Below are 18442 nucleotides of genomic sequence, written 5' to 3' on the forward strand. Positions count from 1 at the left end.
AATCCCAGACAGCCGCGCCGCGTACGGCGGTTACCCGGCCATTGTGTCGTGTGGCGCGCCCGTCCCGGCGACGCGCTCCCCCCTTCGCGGTCCGGCCGCCCCGCACGGGCAGTCCCGATGAGGGGCGATCCGCTCCGCACGCCAGTCCAGCAGCGGCAGTGCCGCCTCCCATCGTGCACCCGTACTCGCCGGAAGCTCCCCGTCGAGGAACGAAAGAGCATGAGCCGCCGTCAGCCCGGCCACCGCGGTGGCGAGCGCCAGATCACACGCCTGAACGGCGCGCGCCCCGCGCCCGGAGCGCCACTGGGCCAGCATCCTCGGCCACCCCGCGTCGTGGTCGGTACGGACCCGCGCGAGGCATCCCGCGCACGCCGTCCCGCCGGGCAGCACCAGCGGCCCCACCAGCCCCGTGGCCTCGATCACCCCGGCGTAGAGGTGCGGCGTACCCGTGGCCATCCAGGGCTCGGCCGTCACCGGATCCGGTGCGTACGCCGCGAGCCCGTCCCGCGGCGCGACGATCACCAGGGAGAGCGGCGGCTCTCCCGCCGCGGACTCCCGCGACTCCCCGGGTCCCGGTGGCCGGCCGGGCGCGGACCGCCTGACGAGCTGCCGGGCCGCCAGGTCTCTCCGCTCGCCGACCGAATGGTCCGGCAGCCCGCCGGGCGTCACGTCCCCCGCCGTCGCGCACCCGCCGTCCAGCACATCGACGCGCCCCACCCCCGAAGCCGCCAGGACCGCGGCGACGGCCGCGCCGACCCGGCCCGCACCTCTGACCTGCACCCGCGCGAGCCGCCGCTCGGCCAGCTTCCGCGCCGCCGCGCCCGGCTCCGGATGCAGGACGGAGAGCGACGCGAGATCGGGCCGCAGCCGCTCGACCTCCCCCGTCCTGCCGCGCAGCGCGTCGGCCGCCGGGCCGCCCGCCCCCGGGTCGTCGAGCACCCCCGCCGCGGTGAGCCGCCGTACCAGCGCCTCGACCAGCCCGTCCGGCAGCCCCATCGCACGGGCCTCCTCCCGCAGCAGGGGCAGCCCGCGCGTCCCGTCCAGCAGTTCCAGAAAACTGCCCGTGGCCGTGTCGACCGGGCCCATCACCACCGCGTGCGCGGGCGTCACCCCGAACTGCACCGTCTGCCGGTCCCGCCAGGCGCGCCGCAGCGCGGGCTTCATCATCGGATGCATGTCGGCCTCCCCGTTCCCGCTGATCCGTGTCCGCGTTCGTGATCTCAGCGTGCAGGACGGCGGCCGGCCGTGCCGAAAGTTATCCACAGCCCCGGGTATTAGTCGTTCGAATGGTGCGCGTCTCGCGGGGAAGAAGGGGATCCGGCGCGGCAATCACGGGGATCAGGTGGGAACCCTCCAGGAGGCGGGACTTCCGCCACACCGAGCGGGTAACGTCGGGGCGTGCCCGCCGACCCTTCCGTCAGTCGCCCGCTCCGTGGCTCGGGGACGAGCGCTGTCGAGGTCCGCAGAAGCGCCCGCCGCAGCAGAACGGTCTCGGCGTACCGTGAGGGCGACCGCACGATCGTGCTCATCCCCGCCCGGATGTCGGAGGCGGAGGAGCACCGCTGGGTCTCGGTCATGCTCGACAAGCTCGCCGCCCAGGAGAGCAGACGGGTCCTCGGCGACAGCGCGCTGACCGAGCGGGCCGAGCGGCTCTCCGCGCAGTATTTCGACGGGAGGGCGCGGCCCGCCTCCGTCCGGTGGGTCACCAACCAGAACACCCGCTGGGGCTCCTGCACCCCCGCCGAGGGCAGCATCCGGCTCTCGCACCGGCTCCAGGGGATGCCGGAATACGTCGTCGACTACGTCCTCGTCCACGAACTGGCCCATCTGCTGGTGCCGGGGCACGGCCCGCGCTTCTGGCGGCTGCTGGAGGCGTACCCCCGCACCGAGCGGGCCCGCGGCTATCTCGAAGGCGTGGTCGCGGCCGAACGGCTCCCGCATCTGCCCCTCGCGCGCGGCGGGAACGGAGCGGACGGCGAGGACACCGACGCCGATGTCATGGACGGTGCCGATGTCATGGACGACGCCGATGTCATGGACGACGCCGATGACACGGTCGAAGCGGGCCACGCGGTCGAAGCGGGCGACGGCGAAGCCCGTGCGTGAGCGCCGGCCCCGTCCGGAAGAGCACCTCCCGCTCGGGTGCGGTCGCTGACCGCCGCCCGGGGAGCGCCCGTTCACCGATCCTGTCCCGAGTCTGTACCGGCTTGGCCGATTGTCCGAGGCAGCCGTTAGCCTGGCGCGACGCATTGACATTCGGGATGGGGGACGGTCGTTACGTATGGCACGGGAATTCCAGCGTGGCCACAAGGCCAAGATCAGTGATCTCACGGCGGGGACGGATCTGTACGTGGGGGTGCAGATCGCGGGCCCGGGTCTGACCTTCGACATCAGCTGCTTCGGGCTCGACGCCGACGAACAGCTCTCGGACGACCGGTACTTCATCTTCTTCAACCAGCCGAAGTCCCCCGAGGAATCGATCCAGTTGCTGGGCCCGCAGGCCGGCGACACGGAATCCTTCCGGGTCACGCTGGACCGTGTCCCGGCCGCCGTCCAGAAGCTGTCGTTCACCGCCACGATCGACGGCGCGGGACAGATGTCGCAGGTCGGCCCCGGATACATCCGGATCGTCGCGGGCGGCGAGGAAGTCGTCCGATACGCCTTCACCGGCTCGGAGTTCACCACCGAGCGTGCCGTCATGCTCGGCGACTTCTACCTCAAGGACGTCTGGCGGTTCGCCGCCGTCGGCCAGGGGTTCGACGGCGGACTCGACGCGCTCCTGAAGAACTTCGGCGGCGAGGTCGCCGAGGAGGAGCCCGCCGCCCCGCCACCCCCGGCCGCCGACGGCCCGGTCCCGGGCTTCGCCCCGCCCGCCGGGCCCGCCGCGCCCGCACCGTCCTTCGGAGCCCCCGTCGCACCACCGGCCCCGGCCCCGGCACCGCGGCCCGTGCACGCCGCGCAGACCATCGTGGCGCCGATGACCCCGCCGGGCGGCACCGTGCCGCCGCCGCCCGCGCCGTCCCCGTACGGCCAGCCGCCCCCGCAGCCCCAGTTCGGCCAGGTGCCCGGACAGGCTCCGGGACAGTTCGGCCAGGTCCCGGGAGGGTTCCCCGGCACGCAGCCGCCCGCCGCGCCGTCCCCGTACGGAGTGCCCGCCGCCACCCCCTTCGGCCAGCAGCCGCCCGGCGCCCCCCAGGGCGTCCCGCAGGGCGTCCCCGCCGGCGGCGCCGGTCTCGCCGCGGCTCTCCAGCCGTACAAGGAAGCGCCCACCGGGCAGCGCTGGACCTCGCAGAACGGCCAACTGGTCCGGGTCGACCTCGGTGAGGACGGCAGCCCCGTCCTCGCCCGGCAGGGCAGCATGGTCATGTACCAGGGCAAGGTCGACTTCGGCTACAAGGGGGCCGGTTTCGTCGGCCGTGTCATCGGCAACGCCACCGGCCAGGAGATGCAGCTCATGCGCTGCACCGGACGCGGCCAGGTCTTCCTCGCGGAGGAGGGCGCGCACCTCCACCCCGTCGAACTCCAGGGCGACGGCATCTGCGTCTCGGCGGAGAACGTCCTCGCCTTCGACGAGAGCCTCCAGTACGAGGTCCGCCGCATCGAGGGCCACGGCATCCCCGGCGGCGCCCTGTTCACCATGCAGTTCCAGGGCACGGGCACCGTCGTCGTGAAGACCCACGGCACCCCGGTGGTGCTGCCCGTCACGCCCACCACCTTCGCCGACAGCAACGCCGTCGTCGCCTGGTCGTCGGCCGCGCAGGTGATCATCTCCAGCCAGGTCAGGCTGCGCCGCAACGCCTACCCCGGCCACAGCGGCGAGACCGTGAACCTCCAGTTCCGGGGAGCGCCCGGCAATTTCATCGTCGTCCAGCCGTACGAGGTCTGAAGGAGCCCGGATCATGAACCAGCAGCTCGCGGGCTTCGCCCCGACCCCCGTCGCGGCCCGGATGGAGAACCACGGCCGCTCCATGCTCAAGGTCGCCATGGCCTCGGGACACGACCTCTACGCCCGCACCGGCTCGATGGTCGCCTACGAGGGCTTCGTCCAGTACGAGCCGAACCCGCCCGCCGTCCGCCAGATCGCCTCGCAGTGGGTCACCGGCGAGACCACGCCCGTGATGAAGTGCGCGGGTGACGGTCTGCTCTATCTCGCCGACTACGGCGCGGACGTCGTCGTCATCAACCTCGACAACGACGCGCTCTCCGTCAACGGCTCCAACCTGCTCGCCTTCGACGCCCACCTCCAGTGGGGCGTCGAACGCGTCAAGGGGCTGGCCAAGTTCGCCGGCCAGGGACTGTGGAACGTACAGATCTCCGGGACGGGCTGGGTCGCCCTGACCTCGCGCGGCACCCCGGTCGTCGTCGACTGCGGACGCGGCGAGGACGAGACCTATGTCGACCCCGACGCGCTCGTCGCCTGGTCACCCGCGCTCAAGGTGAAGGGCAAGCGCAGCTTCACGATGTCCTCGCTGATCGGGCGGGGCAGCGGAGAGGCCTACCAGATGGCCTTCTCCGGCCAGGGCATCGTCGTCGTACAGCCCAGCGAGGACAGCACCGACCGCCTGCGGGTCCGGGGCTGAGGGGAGCGAGGAACCCATGCAGAGTCCGCTTTTCGCCTACACGGAACAGCAGTCCCAGGACCGCTACGCCGTCCAGAACCCACAGCTTCTGCGGGTCGCGCTCACCGGCCACGACGATGTCCTCGCCCGCAAGGGCGCGATGGTCGCGTACCAGGGGCTCATCGAGTTCGACGGTGAGTACGAGTCGCACGGACAGCGCCAGACGCGCGCGGTCACCGGCGAGGGCCTGGACCTGATGCGCTGCTCCGGGCAGGGCACGGTGTATCTGGCCAACCTCGCCCAGTACATCCATGTGGTGGATGTCGACCACGACGGGATGACGGTGGACGGCGACTACGTACTGGCGCTCGACTCCGCGCTGCACAGCGAGGTCGTCGCCGTGGACAGCGAGTACGGGATCTCCGGATCCGGCAAGTACCAGCTCAACATCTCCGGGCGGGGCAAGGTCGCCCTGATGACCTCGGGGCAGCCGCTGATGATGGAGGTCACGCCGGACAAGTACGTCAACGCCGACGCCGACGCGGTCGTCGCCTGGTCCTCCGCCCTGCGGGTGCAGATGCAGGCGCAGACGCACTCCTCGGGCGTACGGCGGCGGCGCGGCTCCACCGGCGAGGGCTGGGAGCTCAGCTTCCTGGGCCAGGGGTTCGCGCTCGTCCAGCCCAGCGAGGTCATGCCGCCGCAGCACGCGGAGATCGGCCAGGGGCTGGCCGCGCAGTACGGCGTCGGGGGGAACGGCGCGTACGGGCAGAACCAGGCCAACGACTGGAGCAGGTGACCCCGAGAGGGGGCGGGCCCGGCGCGGGACCCGCCCCCTCACCGGTTCAGGTCAGGCGTCCAGGAGCGCGCGCGTACGCTCCAGCAGCCGGACGACCGAGCCGTCGGCCACCCCCGCCACCTCGTCGTACGCGAACCAGCGCAGGTCCAGCGATTCCTCGCTGATCGACTCGACGGCCCCGGGCCGGGTCAGCGCCGCGTACTGGACATCGAGATGCCAGTGACAGGGCGCCGGGATCGGGTGCCGGTCGAGCTGTACGGGGCCGCCCGCCAGGGGCGTCAGCTCCAGGATCCCGGACTCCTCCCTGGCCTCCCGCAGCGCCGCGCCCTCCAGTGTCGGGTCGCCGGGCTCGCAGTGGCCGCCCATCTGGAGCCACATGCCGAGCTTCTTGTGCAGGGTCAGCAGGACGCGGCCCCGCTCCGGGTCGACGACCAGCGCGCTCGCCGTCAGGTGCCCGGCCTCGCACGCCTTCCACATCCCGTCCGGACGGGCCGCGAGATGGTCCAGATAGAGGCCGCTCAGCTCGCGCTGCGCGGGGTCGGACCCCTCGTACGCCTTCAGGACGAGGACCGCGTTGTCGTGCAGGCTCACTTGTCGGTGTCGTCCTTGTCGTCCTTGTTGCCGGTGCCGCCGTTGCCCGTGCCGCCGTCACCCGCGCCACCGGTGCCGCCCTTGGCGTCAGTGCCGTCGGTGGCGTCCTTGGCGTCCTTGGCGTCCTTCTGGAGGTTCGGCCCGTTGCCGGCCGCCTCGCCGAGCATCTTGTCCAGCTCGGAGAAGTCGAGCTGCTCGTGGTGGACAAAGCCGTCCGGGTCGTCCAGGTCGGAAGCGGTCGGCAGCATGTCCGGGTGCTCCCAGAGCCGGTCGCGCCCGTCGACCCCCCGCGCGTCGGTGAGGGAGGCCCACAGCCGGGAGGCGTCCCGCAGCCTGCGGGGCCGGAGCTGGAGCCCGATGAGCGTGGCGAACGTCTGCTCGGCCGGACCGCCCGAGGCCCGCCGCCGACGCAGCGTCTCGCGCAGTGCGCCCGCCGCCGTCAGCCGGTCCTTCGCGGCCTCGTGGACCACCGCGTCGACCCAGCCCTCGACCAGCGCCAGCGCCGTTTCGAGCCGGGCGAGCGCCGCCTTCTGCTCCGCCGTGTCCTCCGGCTGGAACATGCCCTGCTGGAGTGCTTCCTGGATCTCCTCGGGGTGGCTGGGGTCGAACTGGCCGACCACGTCCTCCAGCTTGGAGGTGTCCACCTTGATCCCGCGGGCGTACCCCTCGACCGCGCCGAACATGTGCGACCGCAGCCACGGCACATGGGCGAAGAGCCGCTGGTGGGCGGCCTCGCGCAGCGCCAGATAGAGCCTGATCTCGTCCTTGGGCACGCCGAGGTCCTTGCTGAACGCCTCGATGTTCAGCGGAAGCAGCGCGGCCCGGCCCGCCGGGCCCAGCGGCAGTCCGATGTCGGTCGAGCCGACGACCTCACCGGCCAGCACGCCCACGGCCTGCCCGATCTGCTGGCCGAACATGGCGCCGCCCATGGAGCGCATCATGCCGATCAGCGGACCCGCCACCGACTGCATCTCCTGGGGCAGCACCTCGCCCATGGCCGTGCCCACCCGCTCCGCCACGGGGTCGACGAGCTGCTGCCAGGCGGGCAGCGTCGCCTCGACCCACTCGGCGCGGCTCCACGCCACGGAGGCGTTGGCACCGGAGGGCAGCGAGGTCACGCCGTCCAGCCAGATGTCCGCCAGCCGCACCGCCTCGTCCACCTGCGCGCGCTCCGAGGGGCCGACGCTCGCGTCCTTCGTGCCGTCCGGGGTGCCCTGGGCGACGGTCTGGCGGGCGATCTGCTTGGCCATGTCCCAGTTCACGGGACCGCCCTCGTAGCTCAGCATCTGGCCGAGCTGCTGGAACGCGGCCCCCAGGTCGTTGGGGTTCAGCGAACCGAACATCGCGGCGAACGGATTGTCCGCGCCGCCCGGGCCGCCGGCACCGGGCATCCCGAATCCTGCGAACGGGTTGCCCTGGCCGCCTGGGCCACCGGAACCCTGACCACCTCCGGCAGGGTCCTTCTTCTTGCCGTCGCCGTCCTCCGGCTCCTCCGGCGGAAGGCCGAATCCGAATGGTGTGTCACTCACGGGGTTCCTCGGCTCGTAGGGCCACCGGCTTCCTGCCGGCGGCGGCTGCCCGACTGCACCTCCCAGCCTAAGCGGCACAGCGGGTGCGGGGGCGGTGCCGAGGGTCGGAACGGGACCGACACCCCGGTGGCTTCCGGGCTCGGTGCTCCGTCGGCCGGTGGCCTGCGGCAGGATGGACGTCTCCTGGTACGTACGCGTCATTCGCATACGTATTGAAGACAACCGCTGGAGACGCCCGGTGAGTTCCCCAGATCCGCAGGTTCGCGCAGCGCGAAACCGCTCAACCCCGACCTCGTCCCGCGGCCCCGTTGTCGCGGTCACCGGCGCCGCCTCAGGCGTCGGTGACCTGCTCACCCGGCGCCTGGCGGCATCCGAGGAGATCAAGCAGGTCATCGCCATCGACGAGCGCCGCGGGGAGGTCTCCGAGGCGCAGTGGCACATCCTCGACGTCCGCGACCCGGCCATCGCGGAGAAGCTGCGCGGGGCGGACGTCGTGGTGCACCTCGCGCTCGACCTCGACCTGGAGACCGACGCCGCCGCCCGTACGGCGTACAACGTGCGCGGCACCCAGACCGTGCTGACGGCCGCCGCGGCGGCCGGGGTGCACCGTGTCGTGCTCTGCACCTCGGCCATGGTCTACGGCGCGCTGCCCGACAACGACATCCCGCTCTCCGAGGACGCCGAGCTGCGGGCGACCGCCGAGGCCACGGGCGTCGGCGATCTGCTGGAGATCGAACGCCTGGGCCGCCGCGCGCCCCGCGCGCACCCCGGCCTGAATGTGACGGTCGTACGGCCCGCCGTCCTCGTCGGCGGTACGGACACGGCGCTCACCCGCTACTTCGAGTCGCCCCGGCTGCTCGTCGTCGCCGGATCCCGCCCGACCTGGCAGTTCTGCCATGTCGAGGACCTGGTGAGCGCGCTGGAGTACGCCGCGCTCGAAAAGGCCGACGGGGAGTTCGCGGTCGGCTGCGACGGCTGGCTGGAACAGGAGGAGGTCGAGGAGCTGAGCGGCATCCGCCGCATGGAGCTGCCCTCGGCGGTCGCCCTGGGTGCCGCGGCCCGGCTGCACCGGATCGGCCTCACGCCCTCCCCGGCCGGCGATCTCGCGTACACGATGCACCCCTGGGTGGTCAGTGTGAGCCGGCTGCACGACGCGGGGTGGCGGCCGCGCTGGACCAACGAGGAAGTGCTCGCCGCCCTCCTCGAAGAGGTCGAGGGCCGCCACACCGTCGCCGGCCGCCGCCTGGGCCGCAAGGATGCCACCGCGGCGGGCGCGGCGGGGGCGACCGTCGCACTGCTCGGTACGGCCGCGCTGGTACGGCGGGCCCGCAAGGCGCGGCGCCGGATCTGAGCCCACCGCGCGGGCGGCCCGCCCCGGGGGAACGGCTGTTCCGTGGTGCCGGTGCGGTACGGCACGATGGCCCCATGGCGAGTACGCGTTCCCACCCGGGCGAGCAGGCGGCGCAGGACCCCATCCGGCTGCTCGCGATCCGTGAAACCCCCCTGACCGTCGACGAGGTCTTCCGCGCGGTGGGGGACGACGCGGCGGGCGGTACGGCGCTCTTCGTGGGCACGGTGCGCAACCACGACGGCGGCGCGGACGTCGACTCCCTCGGCTACTCCAGCCATCCGTCCGCGGAGGCGGAGCTGCGGCGGGTCGCGGAGAAGATCGTCGCCGGTCATCCGGTGCGCGCGCTGGCCGCCGTCCACCGTGTGGGTGATCTGGAGGTCGGTGATCTGGCGGTCGTCGTCGCGGTCTCCTGCCCGCATCGGGCGGAGGCGTTCGAGGCGTGCAGGAAGCTGATCGACGACCTCAAGCACGAGGTCCCGATCTGGAAACACCAGAAGTTCTCGGACGGTACAGAGGAATGGGTGGGCGCGTAGCGCCATCGTTGGGGGGCGGTGGTCGGGCTACGGGAGGGCGGGTGGGTGCGTAGCGCCTTCGTCCGGTCGCGTAGCGCCCCGTCCCGGCACCCTGCGCCCCCGCCCACTCGATTTGCGTAACCGCCTCCCGGCCAGCAGCGTTGGTGCTGCAGATGATTAATCTGCTGATCGGTCAGTTCGCAGACACTCATCCGGTCGGGAGGTCGGTATGGCCGTACTTGCCTGGTTGTTGATCCCGCTGTTCGCTGTCATTGGCGCGGCGATATGGGGAAGCTGGGTCTCCAGGGACCGCACGATAGGGGACATAGCCGAGCTGAACGGCTACGCCCGGTTCCGTGACGCGATGGAGAAGGCGGAGACCAGCTCCGATCCGGTCTGATCCGTCGGCCCGCGGGCCGATCGGTCCGCGGTCACGCCCCCTGTGACCTCGTACGGACCGGCCCCGGGGGTGCACTGACAGAGCCTTCCCGTACTGTCGTTCCATGCCACGCCGCACCGCGACGATGCTCGCTTCCACCCTCGTCCTCATTGCGCTGCTCTGCGCGGGTGTGCTCATCACGGTCCCGTATTCGGAGATGAGCCCCGGACCGACGGTGAACACGCTGGGTGAAGCCGGCGGTGAGCCCGTGCTCCAGGTCTCCGGTCGCAAGACATACCCGACGTCGGGCCATCTCAATATGACGACGGTCAGGGTCACCGGCGCGGACTACAACATGAACATCGTCGAGGCGGTCTACGGCTGGCTGGCCCACGACAGCGTCGTGGTGCCGCACGACACCCTGTATCCGGACGGCAAGACGGAAGAGCAGTCCACGCAGGAGAACGCCGAGGAGTTCAGCCAGTCCCAGGAGAGTGCCAAGGTCGCCGCCCTGGGCGAGCTGGGCATCCCGGTCTCCTCGCGCACGATCGTCTCCTCGGTGGTCAAGGACAGCCCCTCCGAGGGCACCCTGCACGCCGGAGACGTGATCAAGGCCGTGGACGGCACGGAGGTCAAGGCCCCCGAGGATGTCGCGAAGCTCGTCACGAAGCACAAGCCGGGCGAGGACGTCGTCTTCACCATCGTTCCCGCCAAGGCGGCGGAGGCGGCGGAGAAGTCCGGCAAGGAGCCGACGACCACCGAGAAGGTCACGATCACCACACGGAAGTCCGACGAGGGCGACCGGGCGATCGTCGGCATCCAGGCGGGGACCGATCACACGTTCCCGTTCACCGTGGACATCAAGCTGGCCGATGTGGGCGGTCCGAGCGCCGGGCTGATGTTCTCCCTCGGCATCGTCGACAAGCTCACCCCCGGCTCGCTGACCGGCGGCAAGTTCGTCGCGGGGACGGGGACGATCGACGACAAGGGTGTGGTCGGCCCGATCGGCGGCATCGAGATGAAGCTCGTCGGGGCGCGGAACGCGGGGGCGCGCTACTTCCTCACGCCCGACGAGAACTGCGCCGACGCGGCTTCCGACATCCCCGACGGCCTCACCCTGGTCCGGGTGAAGACGATCAAGGACGCGACGGCGTCGCTGGAGAAGATCCGCACCGGGGACGCGGCCGGCCTGCCGAGCTGTTCGGCAAGCTGACCGGCCGCGTCCGCGGAAGGGCCCTCCGCGCGACCTCTTACGCCTCGAAGGTGGCCGAGAGTGCCTCCGCCAGCCCCGGGACCAGCCCGGAGCCCGTGAGGACCTCGTTGGGGGAGTCCTTCTCGCGCAGCCGCAGCGCGGACTCCCGGGCGCCGTCCCGCAGCACCGCCACGGTCATCCGGACCTCCTGGCGCTCCGGGTGGGAGGCGACCCACGCGGCGAGCGCCGTTTCATCCAGATTGTCCGGTACGGAAGCTTCTGCCGACGGCGGCAGCATCAGTCGCTCCACCGTCATCGCGCACCCCGCCACCGCGTCGGGCCACGCGATGGTGCCGAGGAACTCGTCCAGCGGGGTGCCCGCCGGGATCTCGTCCTGCTCGACGGGGGTGAGGGGGGCGGCGGGGGCGTCGTCCTCGTCGAGCCCCAACTGGGCGGCGAGCGCGGGTTCGTCGGCGCGCAGCCGGGCGGTGTCGACCAGCGCGAAGAGCCGGGCGGGCTGATCCCAGCCGAGCGTGGAGGCGTACTCGTCGATTTCGAGCACGGCGCGGGTCAGGGGGCCGGCGGCCATGGGTGTACCTGAAGGAGAAACAGTGGACATGGTCAATATCCTGCCTCCTTCGGACCCGGGTGCGGGAACTAGGTAAAGCCTCAGTAAGTTGAACCAGCAGAACCCTACGAATTCACACGACCGCGAACTTTGAGGTGCGCACGTTGGCTTTCCAGATGCCGGACCGCGGCGGAGGCCCGACCGGGCCACGGATCAGAGTGGGCCGGCCCTCCCGTCGGGCCCGGACCCTGCTCATGACTTTGGGCGTGCTGGCCGTGCTGGCCATGCTCTTCGTCATGTTCGCGGGGTTCTGGACCGACTGGCTCTGGTACCGCTCGGTGAAGTATTCATCGGTTTTCACCACCACTCTCTGGACCAAGATCGGTCTTTTCGCGGTCTTCGGGCTGCTGATGGCCTTCGCGGTGGGGCTGAACATCTGGCTGGCGCACCGGCTGCGGCCGCCGCTCAGCGCGATGTCCATGGAGCAGCAGAACCTCGACCGGTACCGGATGGGGATCGCCCCGTACAAGAAGTGGGTGCTCCTCGCGATCACCGCGCTGGTCGGGCTGATCGCCGGAGCCTCCGCCGCCGGTCAGTGGCGTACGTGGCTGATGTGGATCAACGGGGTGCCGTTCGGGCAGAAGGACCCGCAGTTCAAGCTGGACGTGGCGTTCTACGCCTTCGACCTGCCCTGGTACCGCTTCCTGCTGGCGTTCGGCTTCGCGACGGCCGTGCTGTCGCTGATCGCCGCCGCGCTCACCCACTACCTGTACGGCGGGCTGCGGATCACCAGCCCCGGCGCGCGGGCGACCGCCGCGGCCACCGGGCATCTCTCGGTGGTGCTCGGCGTCTTCGTCTCGCTGAAGGCCGTCGCGTACTGGCTCGACCGGTACGGCCTGGCGGTGAAGTCCAGCGACTTCAAGGCGACGGGCAACTGGACCGGACTGCGGTTCACGGACGCGAACGCGTTCCTGCCCGCCAAGACGATCCTCTTCTGCATCGCGGTCATCTGCGCCCTGCTGTTCTTCGCGACGCTCTGGCGCCGTACGTGGCAGCTTCCGGTGATCGGCTTCGGCCTGATGGTGCTCTCGGCGATCCTGATCGGCGGCCTCTACCCGGGGATCGTCCAGAAGTTCCAGGTCGAGCCGAACGAGCAGGCCAAGGAAGCCCCGTACATCAAGAAGAACATCGACGCCACGCGCCAGGCGTACGGCATCGATGCCGCCGATGTGCAGGACTACGGGGGCAAGGGCGACCCGGACAAGAAGGCCGAGCAGCGCCAGGCGGCCGACACGGCGGCCAGCTACCGGCTGGTCGACCCGAATGTGGTCTCGCCCGCGTTCCAGCAGCTTCAACAGGAGCGTAAGTACTACCAGTTCCCCTCCACGCTCGACGTCGACCGGTACCCCGGTCCCGACGGCAAGCCGCAGGACACGGTGGTCGGTCTGCGCGAGCTGAACATCACCGGTATCCCGAAGCGCAACTGGATCAACGATCACTTCACGTACACCCATGGGTACGGACTGATCGCCTCCAAGGGCACGAACACGGTGACCGACGACAACGAGGGCACGATCGGCGCCCCCGACTTCACCGAGTCGGGCCTGCCGACCAGCGGTGAGCTGCCGAAGTACGAACAGCGCGTCTACTACGGCGAGAAGACCGAGCAGTACTCGATCGTGGGCGGTCCGCAGAAGGAACTGGACTACGAGAAGAACGGCGAGCAGACCACGAGCTACAAGGGGAAGAGCGGCGTCGACCTCTCCAACCCGCTGAACCGCGCGGCGTACGCCGTGGCCTTCAGCGAGCCCCAGATGCTCTACTCCGGCGCCATCGGCGACGGCTCGCGGATTCTCTACAACCGCACGCCCAAGGAGCGCGTCGAGGCCGTCGCGCCCTGGCTGACCATCGACGGCGACGCGTACCCCGCCGTGGTCGACGGCCGGATCCAGTGGATCGTCGACGCGTACACGACGACGAACGGCTACCCGTACGCGTCCCGTACGACGCTCGGCGACACGACCGCCGACTCGCTGACCGACAGCCAGCGCGCAGTCGTCGCCCAGCAGAACCAGGTCAACTACATCCGGAACTCGGTGAAGGCGACCGTCGACGCGTACGACGGTTCGGTCAACCTGTACCAGTGGGACACCAAGGACCCGGTCCTCAAGACCTGGATGAAGGCGTTCCCCGGCACGGTGAAGCCGAAGGGCGACATCGACTCGACGCTGCTGTCGCACCTGCGCTACCCGCAGGACATGTTCAAGGTGCAGCGCGAACTGCTCACCCGCTACCACGTCACGGACCCCGCCCAGTTCTACAGCGGCAGTGACGCGTGGCAGGTGCCGGACGACCCGACCACCAAGGACAGCAACTCCGTCCCGCCGTACTACCTCAGCCTGAAGATGCCCGGCCAGGACGACCAGAAGTTCTCGCTGACCACCACCTTCACGCCCAACGGACGCCCCAACCTGGGCGCGTTCATGGCGGTGGACGCCGATGCCACCAGCACGGACTACGGCAAGATCAGAGTGCTGAGAGTGACGTCCACGGTCCAGGGCCCGCAGCAGGTGCAGAGCGAGCTGAACGGTGTGCCGGAGGTCGCCGAGTTCGTCAGGAACCTGAGAGGCACCGACTCGGACATCGAGTACGGCAACCTCCTCACGGTGCCGCTCGACGGAGGCTTCCTCTACATCGAGCCGGTGTACGCGCGAGGCGGCAGTGCCAACTACCCGCTGCTGAAGAAGGTGGCCGTCTCCTACGGAGGCAAGCCGGTCTTCAAGGACAGCCTGCCGGAGGCGCTGAACGCGGTCTTCGGGGAGGAGAGCACGTCGCCGCCGTCGACCGAGCCGCCGGGCACCACCACCCCGCCGGCCACCGGTGACCAGGCCCTCCAGCAGGCGATCTCGGACGCCCAGAAGGCGTACGACGCGGGCGAGGAGGCGCTGCAGAAGCAGGACTGGACGGCGTACGGCAAGGCGCAGAAGGACCTGCAGGACGCGCTCCAGCGGGCCGCCGACGCGGAGGCCGCTGCGAAGTCGGGATCCGCCGACAAGCCGGGTGACAAGGCCGCCGACAAGTCCGGCGACCAGCCGGCCGACAAGGCTGCCGACACGTCCGGTGACCAGGCCGGGGGAGACTCCGGCAGTGCGGACGGCGGTGGCGGTACGAGCTGACCTGGCATCACCTCCACCCCGTGGTACGGTTGGCACACAACGACGCGGGGTGGAGCAGCTCGGTAGCTCGCTGGGCTCATAACCCAGAGGTCGCAGGTTCAAATCCTGTCCCCGCTACGGCGAAGTCAAGGGCCCGGATCCTTCTAGGATCCGGGCCCTTGCCATGTGCCCGCCCCAACTGTGTTCCAGCTCGGCCCAGTTGGTCTCCGGTGGGTTTGATGTGTCTCTCTGTGGGCATGTCGACAAAACGCTGTAGTGACCTTGCGGGGCGCGGTATACCGGCTGTACGCGGCCGGCGGGTGGTGCGACGATGGAAAATATGGGGGATAGGGCAACTCTGTTGGAGACAGGGCGGTATGTGCAGTCACACGTGAACGACGTGACCGGTGGGACCGGCGCCGCCGACGGGGCCGACACCGAGGCCGAGGAGAGACACCGTCGCGCCGCCGACGCCGGGGACACCGCGTCGATGAGCGTTCTCGGCGCGCTGCTGCTGCGCCGCGGCGATCTCGACGGCGCGGAGCCGTATCTGCGGGCCGCGACCGGCGAGGGCGAGCGCGCCGCCGCGAACAATCTGGGCGTACTGCTGCACCAGCGCGGCTACGTCGACGAGGCGGCCGGCTGGTGGCGGATCGCCGCCGTCGCCGGCTCCGCCCCGGCGGCCCATGCGCTCGGCCGCCACTACCGCGAACTCGGCGACGAGCCCGCGGCCGAGTACTGGCTGCGCCAGTCCGCCGAGCAGGGCCACGCGCTGGGCGCCTACGCCCTCGCCGATCTGCTGGAGCACCGCAGCGACGTCGGGGCCGAGCGCTGGCTGCGCGCCGCCGCCGAGCAGGGGCACCGCGAGGCGGCCTACCGGCTCGCCCGCGCGCTGGAGCGCAGAGCCCGTGAGACGGCCCGCTCCGGCGCCGACGTGGTCTACCGGACCGGTCCGGTGGCCCCCGGCGCGCGAGGCCGCCGTACGGGCCAGGAGCCGCTGCTCTCCCTGGACCCCGTGACCAGCACCGACCCCCGGCTGCCCGCGTACACCGGGACGCGGGGTTCCGGGGCGTGGGGTCCCGGGACGCCGGGGCCGCACGGTCCCAGGACAGGGGGCCCCGGCACGTCCGGCTTCGCGACCATGGGCTCCGGCCCCGCGGCCTCCCTGGTCGGCGAGGCCGCCCAGTGGTACCGGCAGGCCGCCGCCCGCGGCCACCGCCGCGCCGCCCTGCACCTCGGCGCGATCCTGGAGCGGCGCGGCGAGCTGAAGGAGGCCGGCCGCTGGTACCTGAGCGCCGCCAAGGACGGCGAGGCGCGGGCCGCCTGCGCCCTCGGCTTCCTGCTGCGCGACGCCGGGGACGAGGAGAGCGCAGCCGTCTGGTGGCTGCGCGCCGCCCAGGAGGGCGACGGGAACGCCGCCAACGCCCTCGGCGCGCTCCACGCCGCCCGGGGCGAGTCGCAGACCGCCGAGCGCTGGTACCGCGCCGCCATGGACGCGGGTGACGTCAACGGCGCGTACAACCTCGGGCTGCTCTGCGCCTCCCAGGACCGTACGGTCCAGGCCGAGCAGTGGTACCGCCGCGCCGCCTACGCGGGCCACCGCGAGGCCGCCAACGCGCTCGCCGTCCTGCTTCTCCAGGCCGACGACCCGACGGGCGCCGAGCCCTGGTTCTCCAAGGCCGCCGAGGCGGGGAGCGTGGACGCCGCGTTCAACCTCGGCATCCTGTACGCGGGCCGTGACGACGACGGCGCGGCCCTGCGCTGGTACGAGCGCGCCGCGGCCGCCGGGCACACCGAGGCGGCCCTCCAGGTCGGCATCGCCTGTCTGCGCGACGGCGACGACCGCACCGCCGAGCGCCACCTGCGCTGCGCCGCCGGTGGCGGCAGCGCGGAGGCGGCCTTCCGGCTGGCCACCGTCCTCGACTCGCGCGAGCCGCCGCCGGGGCCGCCCGCGCTCGGCGAGCCGTACGGGGTGAAGAGCGAGTGCGAGCAGTGGTACGAGCGCGCCGCCGAGCAGGGCCACCGCCGCGCCCAGGTGCGCGTCGGCATGCTCGCCGCCGGCCGCGGCGACACCGCCGAGGCCGCCCGCTGGTACCGGGAGGCCGCGGAGGCCGGCAGTCGCAACGGCGCCTTCAACCTCGGGCTGCTCCTGGCCCGCGAGGGCGGCGAGCGGGAGGCCGCGCTCTGGTGGACCAGGGCCGCCCAGGCCGGACACGGCAGGGCCGCGCTGCGGCTCGCGCTGCTGGCCGCCCGCCGGGGTGAGCTGACCGAGGGGCAGCGCTGGTGCGCCCGCGCCGTCGAGCTGGGCCCGGCCGAGGTCGCGGAGCGCGCGGCCCGGCTGCGCGAGGCGCTGCACCAGGAGCTGACCGCGTGACCTGCGTGGACGGCCGTCGCGGGGGACGGATACGAATTTGCGCCGCTCGGCACCGTGACGTAATGTTGCATTCAACGGCGCGGGGTGGAGCAGCTCGGTAGCTCGCTGGGCTCATAACCCAGAGGTCGCAGGTTCAAATCCTGTCCCCGCTACTGAAAGTCCTGAGGCCCGGATCTCGATCACGAGATCCGGGCCTCAGGCATGTGAGCCGCGGGCAGTCCTCAGTTCTGGCAGCCCCGGCGGGCAGAACCCGTCACGCGGACGCGCAGCCGGGGCACGTGCCCCGGTACGTCACCTCGACGTCCGAGACCGTGAAGCCGAAGCGCTCGCCCACCGGCAGATCGGCCAGCGGGTCGCCCGACGGGTGCACGTCCCTGATGGCGCCGCACCGCGCGCACACCAGATGGTGGTGCGGACGGTGCGCGTTCGGGTCGTACCGCTTGGCGCGACGGTCCGTCGAGACCTCGATGACCTCGCCCAGCGTCACCATCTCGCCCAGCGTGTTGTAGACGGTCGCGCGGGAGATCTCCGGGAGTCTCGCCACGGCCCGTTCGTGCACCTCGTCGGCGGTCAGATGGACGTGGTCCCCATCGAGGACCTCGGCCACGACGCGCCGCTGCGCCGTCATGCGCCAGCCGCGGTCGCGAAGTCGTTCCAGCAGGTCACTCATGGAAACCAGCCTAACAGTGACGAACACCAGGTCACGAATCAGTGTGACTTTGGATGCTCACCCGAATTAGACGAAGTCCAGTCAGGCTCCCCGTGGTCGACGGTTGTCGCTCGCCCGCCGAAGACGGGAGGGGCCGGCTCTCCTCCGGGAGCCGGCCCCTCCCGCCGCCCTCGGGGGCGTACGGGGGGAGGTGCCCTTCCCGGCCTCAGCCGGCCAGGACGGCCGCCTCGTGCCGGGTCGGGGCCCAGCAGCGGATGATGTCGCGTACGGAGACGATGCCGACGGGCTCGCGCTCGTCGAGCACGATCAGATGCCGGAAGCCGCCGGTCGACATGGCTGCCGCGGCCTCCTCCAGCGTCCATGCCGGTGCGGCGAAGACGACGGCGGTCGTGGTGTGGGAGCAGGCCGTCTCGACGTCCGGGCTCTGGCCCGCGCCGAGCGAGTTGAGGATGTCACGTTCGGTGAGGATGCCGATGCCGCAGTGATCGGTGTCGAGCACGACGGCGGCGCCGACGTGCCGGGCCGACATCAGCCGGGCGGCCTGGCGGAGGGTGTGTGTGGGGCCGATGGTCAGAACCACCGAACTCATGGCGTCACGGACAAGCATGGGGTGGAGCCACCTCCTTGGTGAGCCGGCTTCCGGGGTCCCGCGGGGAGCGGAGGGACCTGGAGAAACGATTCACAAGTTCACAAGTGGGGGGACTCCCAGAGTGACACGGTTGCCCTGAGTCAACAAGGGGGCGGGCGGCGCGGGGGCGGGGGCGCC

The 18442-nt window shown here is 71.4% G+C and carries 15 protein-coding genes, 2 tRNA genes and 1 pseudogene; 12 read left to right on the forward strand and 6 right to left on the reverse strand.

Features of this window, described 5'->3' with window-relative positions:
* Nucleotides 1-30: 30 nt before the first annotated feature.
* Complete coding sequence (locus tag ACFXKG_RS35130) at nt 31-1176, reverse strand: ThiF family adenylyltransferase (RefSeq protein WP_384847676.1); 1146 nt, start codon at nt 1174-1176, stop codon at nt 31-33.
* A 222-nt stretch (nt 1177-1398) separates the two neighbouring features.
* Between ACFXKG_RS35130 and ACFXKG_RS35135 the strand changes: the two are divergent.
* The 4 genes and pseudogenes from ACFXKG_RS35135 to ACFXKG_RS35150 all read left to right on the forward strand — a co-directional run.
* A pseudogene (locus tag ACFXKG_RS35135) lies at nt 1399-1956 on the forward strand (M48 family metallopeptidase); the annotation flags it as partial.
* A 325-nt stretch (nt 1957-2281) separates the two neighbouring features.
* Entirely contained in the window at nt 2282-3886 is a 1605-nt protein-coding gene (locus tag ACFXKG_RS35140) for a TerD family protein (protein ID WP_384847679.1), read from the forward strand.
* Nucleotides 3887-3899: 13 nt separating this feature from the next.
* Nucleotides 3900-4580: an AIM24 family protein gene (locus ACFXKG_RS35145; RefSeq protein WP_384847682.1), complete on the forward strand. Its 681-nt coding sequence runs from the start codon at nt 3900-3902 to the stop codon at nt 4578-4580.
* A gap of 16 nt (nt 4581-4596) precedes the next feature.
* On the forward strand, nt 4597-5355 hold the full coding sequence (locus ACFXKG_RS35150) for an AIM24 family protein (protein ID WP_384847685.1): 759 nt from the start codon (nt 4597-4599) through the stop codon (nt 5353-5355).
* Between the two features lie 51 nt (nt 5356-5406).
* On the opposite strand, the gene ACFXKG_RS35155 is transcribed toward ACFXKG_RS35150, so the two are convergent.
* Both ACFXKG_RS35155 and ACFXKG_RS35160 read right to left on the reverse strand, forming a co-directional pair.
* Entirely contained in the window at nt 5407-5946 is a 540-nt protein-coding gene (locus ACFXKG_RS35155) for an NUDIX hydrolase (protein WP_384847688.1), read from the reverse strand.
* Nucleotides 5943-7475: a zinc-dependent metalloprotease gene (locus ACFXKG_RS35160; RefSeq protein WP_384847691.1), complete on the reverse strand. Its 1533-nt coding sequence runs from the start codon at nt 7473-7475 to the stop codon at nt 5943-5945. The genes ACFXKG_RS35155 and ACFXKG_RS35160 overlap by 4 nt, the downstream gene beginning before the upstream one ends.
* Nucleotides 7476-7713: 238 nt before the next feature.
* On the opposite strand from ACFXKG_RS35160, the gene ACFXKG_RS35165 reads away from it, so the two are divergent.
* The 4 genes from ACFXKG_RS35165 to ACFXKG_RS35180 all read left to right on the forward strand — a co-directional run bounded on the left by ACFXKG_RS35165 (nt 7714) and on the right by ACFXKG_RS35180 (nt 10930).
* Nucleotides 7714-8826: an SDR family oxidoreductase gene (locus tag ACFXKG_RS35165; protein WP_365812154.1), complete on the forward strand. Its 1113-nt coding sequence runs from the start codon at nt 7714-7716 to the stop codon at nt 8824-8826.
* A gap of 74 nt (nt 8827-8900) precedes the next feature.
* Nucleotides 8901-9359: a molybdenum cofactor biosynthesis protein MoaE gene (locus ACFXKG_RS35170; RefSeq protein ID WP_382896363.1), complete on the forward strand. Its 459-nt coding sequence runs from the start codon at nt 8901-8903 to the stop codon at nt 9357-9359.
* 208 nt (nt 9360-9567) lie between these two features.
* A complete protein-coding gene (locus tag ACFXKG_RS35175) occupies nt 9568-9738 on the forward strand; it encodes a hypothetical protein (RefSeq protein WP_365812158.1) in 171 nt (56 codons plus the stop codon).
* A 103-nt stretch (nt 9739-9841) separates the two neighbouring features.
* Nucleotides 9842-10930 carry a PDZ domain-containing protein gene (locus ACFXKG_RS35180; RefSeq protein WP_384847694.1) on the forward strand — a complete coding sequence of 363 codons (1089 nt, stop codon included), beginning with the start codon at nt 9842-9844 and terminating at the stop codon, nt 10928-10930.
* A gap of 37 nt (nt 10931-10967) precedes the next feature.
* On the opposite strand, the gene ACFXKG_RS35185 is transcribed toward ACFXKG_RS35180, so the two are convergent.
* Nucleotides 10968-11528: a PPA1309 family protein gene (locus tag ACFXKG_RS35185; protein ID WP_384847697.1), complete on the reverse strand. Its 561-nt coding sequence runs from the start codon at nt 11526-11528 to the stop codon at nt 10968-10970.
* A gap of 125 nt (nt 11529-11653) precedes the next feature.
* On the opposite strand from ACFXKG_RS35185, the gene ACFXKG_RS35190 reads away from it, so the two are divergent.
* The 4 genes from ACFXKG_RS35190 (at nt 11654) to ACFXKG_RS35205 (ending at nt 17158) form a co-directional block, all read left to right on the forward strand.
* Nucleotides 11654-14653 (forward strand): UPF0182 family protein, encoded by a 3000-nt coding sequence (locus ACFXKG_RS35190; protein ID WP_384847805.1) that lies wholly within the window; start codon nt 11654-11656, stop codon nt 14651-14653.
* A 43-nt stretch (nt 14654-14696) separates the two neighbouring features.
* Nucleotides 14697-14770 (forward strand) — tRNA-Met (locus ACFXKG_RS35195).
* 193 nt (nt 14771-14963) lie between these two features.
* Nucleotides 14964-17006, forward strand: a complete 2043-nt coding sequence (locus ACFXKG_RS35200; protein ID WP_384847700.1) for a tetratricopeptide repeat protein — start codon at nt 14964-14966, stop codon at nt 17004-17006.
* Nucleotides 17007-17084: 78 nt separating this feature from the next.
* A tRNA-Met gene (locus tag ACFXKG_RS35205) sits at nt 17085-17158 on the forward strand.
* Nucleotides 17159-17259: 101 nt separating this feature from the next.
* Here the strand turns inward: ACFXKG_RS35205 and ACFXKG_RS35210 are convergent.
* Both ACFXKG_RS35210 and ACFXKG_RS35215 read right to left on the reverse strand, forming a co-directional pair.
* Nucleotides 17260-17676 (reverse strand): Fur family transcriptional regulator, encoded by a 417-nt coding sequence (locus ACFXKG_RS35210; protein ID WP_384847703.1) that lies wholly within the window; start codon nt 17674-17676, stop codon nt 17260-17262.
* Nucleotides 17677-17881: 205 nt separating this feature from the next.
* The gene (locus ACFXKG_RS35215) at nt 17882-18283 is read right to left on the reverse strand and encodes a cyclic nucleotide-binding/CBS domain-containing protein (RefSeq protein WP_384847706.1); all 402 of its coding nucleotides are present in this window, start codon (nt 18281-18283) and stop codon (nt 17882-17884) included.
* Nucleotides 18284-18442 lie beyond the last annotated feature (159 nt).

This window comes from Streptomyces sp. NPDC059255 (assembly GCF_042752355.1).
Lineage (GTDB): Bacteria > Actinomycetota > Actinomycetes > Streptomycetales > Streptomycetaceae > Streptomyces.

Coding starts and splice junctions, on each gene's coding strand:
- ACFXKG_RS35185 (WP_384847697.1), bottom strand. CDS start 11,528: ATGTCCACTGTTTCTCCTTCAGGTACACCCATGGCCGCCGGCCCCCTG.
- ACFXKG_RS35200 (WP_384847700.1), top strand. CDS start 14,964: ATGGAAAATATGGGGGATAGGGCAACTCTGTTGGAGACAGGGCGGTAT.
- ACFXKG_RS35180 (WP_384847694.1), top strand. CDS start 9,842: ATGCCACGCCGCACCGCGACGATGCTCGCTTCCACCCTCGTCCTCATT.
- ACFXKG_RS35190 (WP_384847805.1), top strand. CDS start 11,654: ATGCCGGACCGCGGCGGAGGCCCGACCGGGCCACGGATCAGAGTGGGC.
- ACFXKG_RS35145 (WP_384847682.1), top strand. CDS start 3,900: ATGAACCAGCAGCTCGCGGGCTTCGCCCCGACCCCCGTCGCGGCCCGG.
- ACFXKG_RS35210 (WP_384847703.1), bottom strand. CDS start 17,676: ATGAGTGACCTGCTGGAACGACTTCGCGACCGCGGCTGGCGCATGACG.
- ACFXKG_RS35150 (WP_384847685.1), top strand. CDS start 4,597: ATGCAGAGTCCGCTTTTCGCCTACACGGAACAGCAGTCCCAGGACCGC.
- ACFXKG_RS35215 (WP_384847706.1), bottom strand. CDS start 18,283: ATGCTTGTCCGTGACGCCATGAGTTCGGTGGTTCTGACCATCGGCCCC.
- ACFXKG_RS35130 (WP_384847676.1), bottom strand. CDS start 1,176: ATGCATCCGATGATGAAGCCCGCGCTGCGGCGCGCCTGGCGGGACCGG.
- ACFXKG_RS35140 (WP_384847679.1), top strand. CDS start 2,282: ATGGCACGGGAATTCCAGCGTGGCCACAAGGCCAAGATCAGTGATCTC.
- ACFXKG_RS35175 (WP_365812158.1), top strand. CDS start 9,568: ATGGCCGTACTTGCCTGGTTGTTGATCCCGCTGTTCGCTGTCATTGGC.
- ACFXKG_RS35170 (WP_382896363.1), top strand. CDS start 8,901: ATGGCGAGTACGCGTTCCCACCCGGGCGAGCAGGCGGCGCAGGACCCC.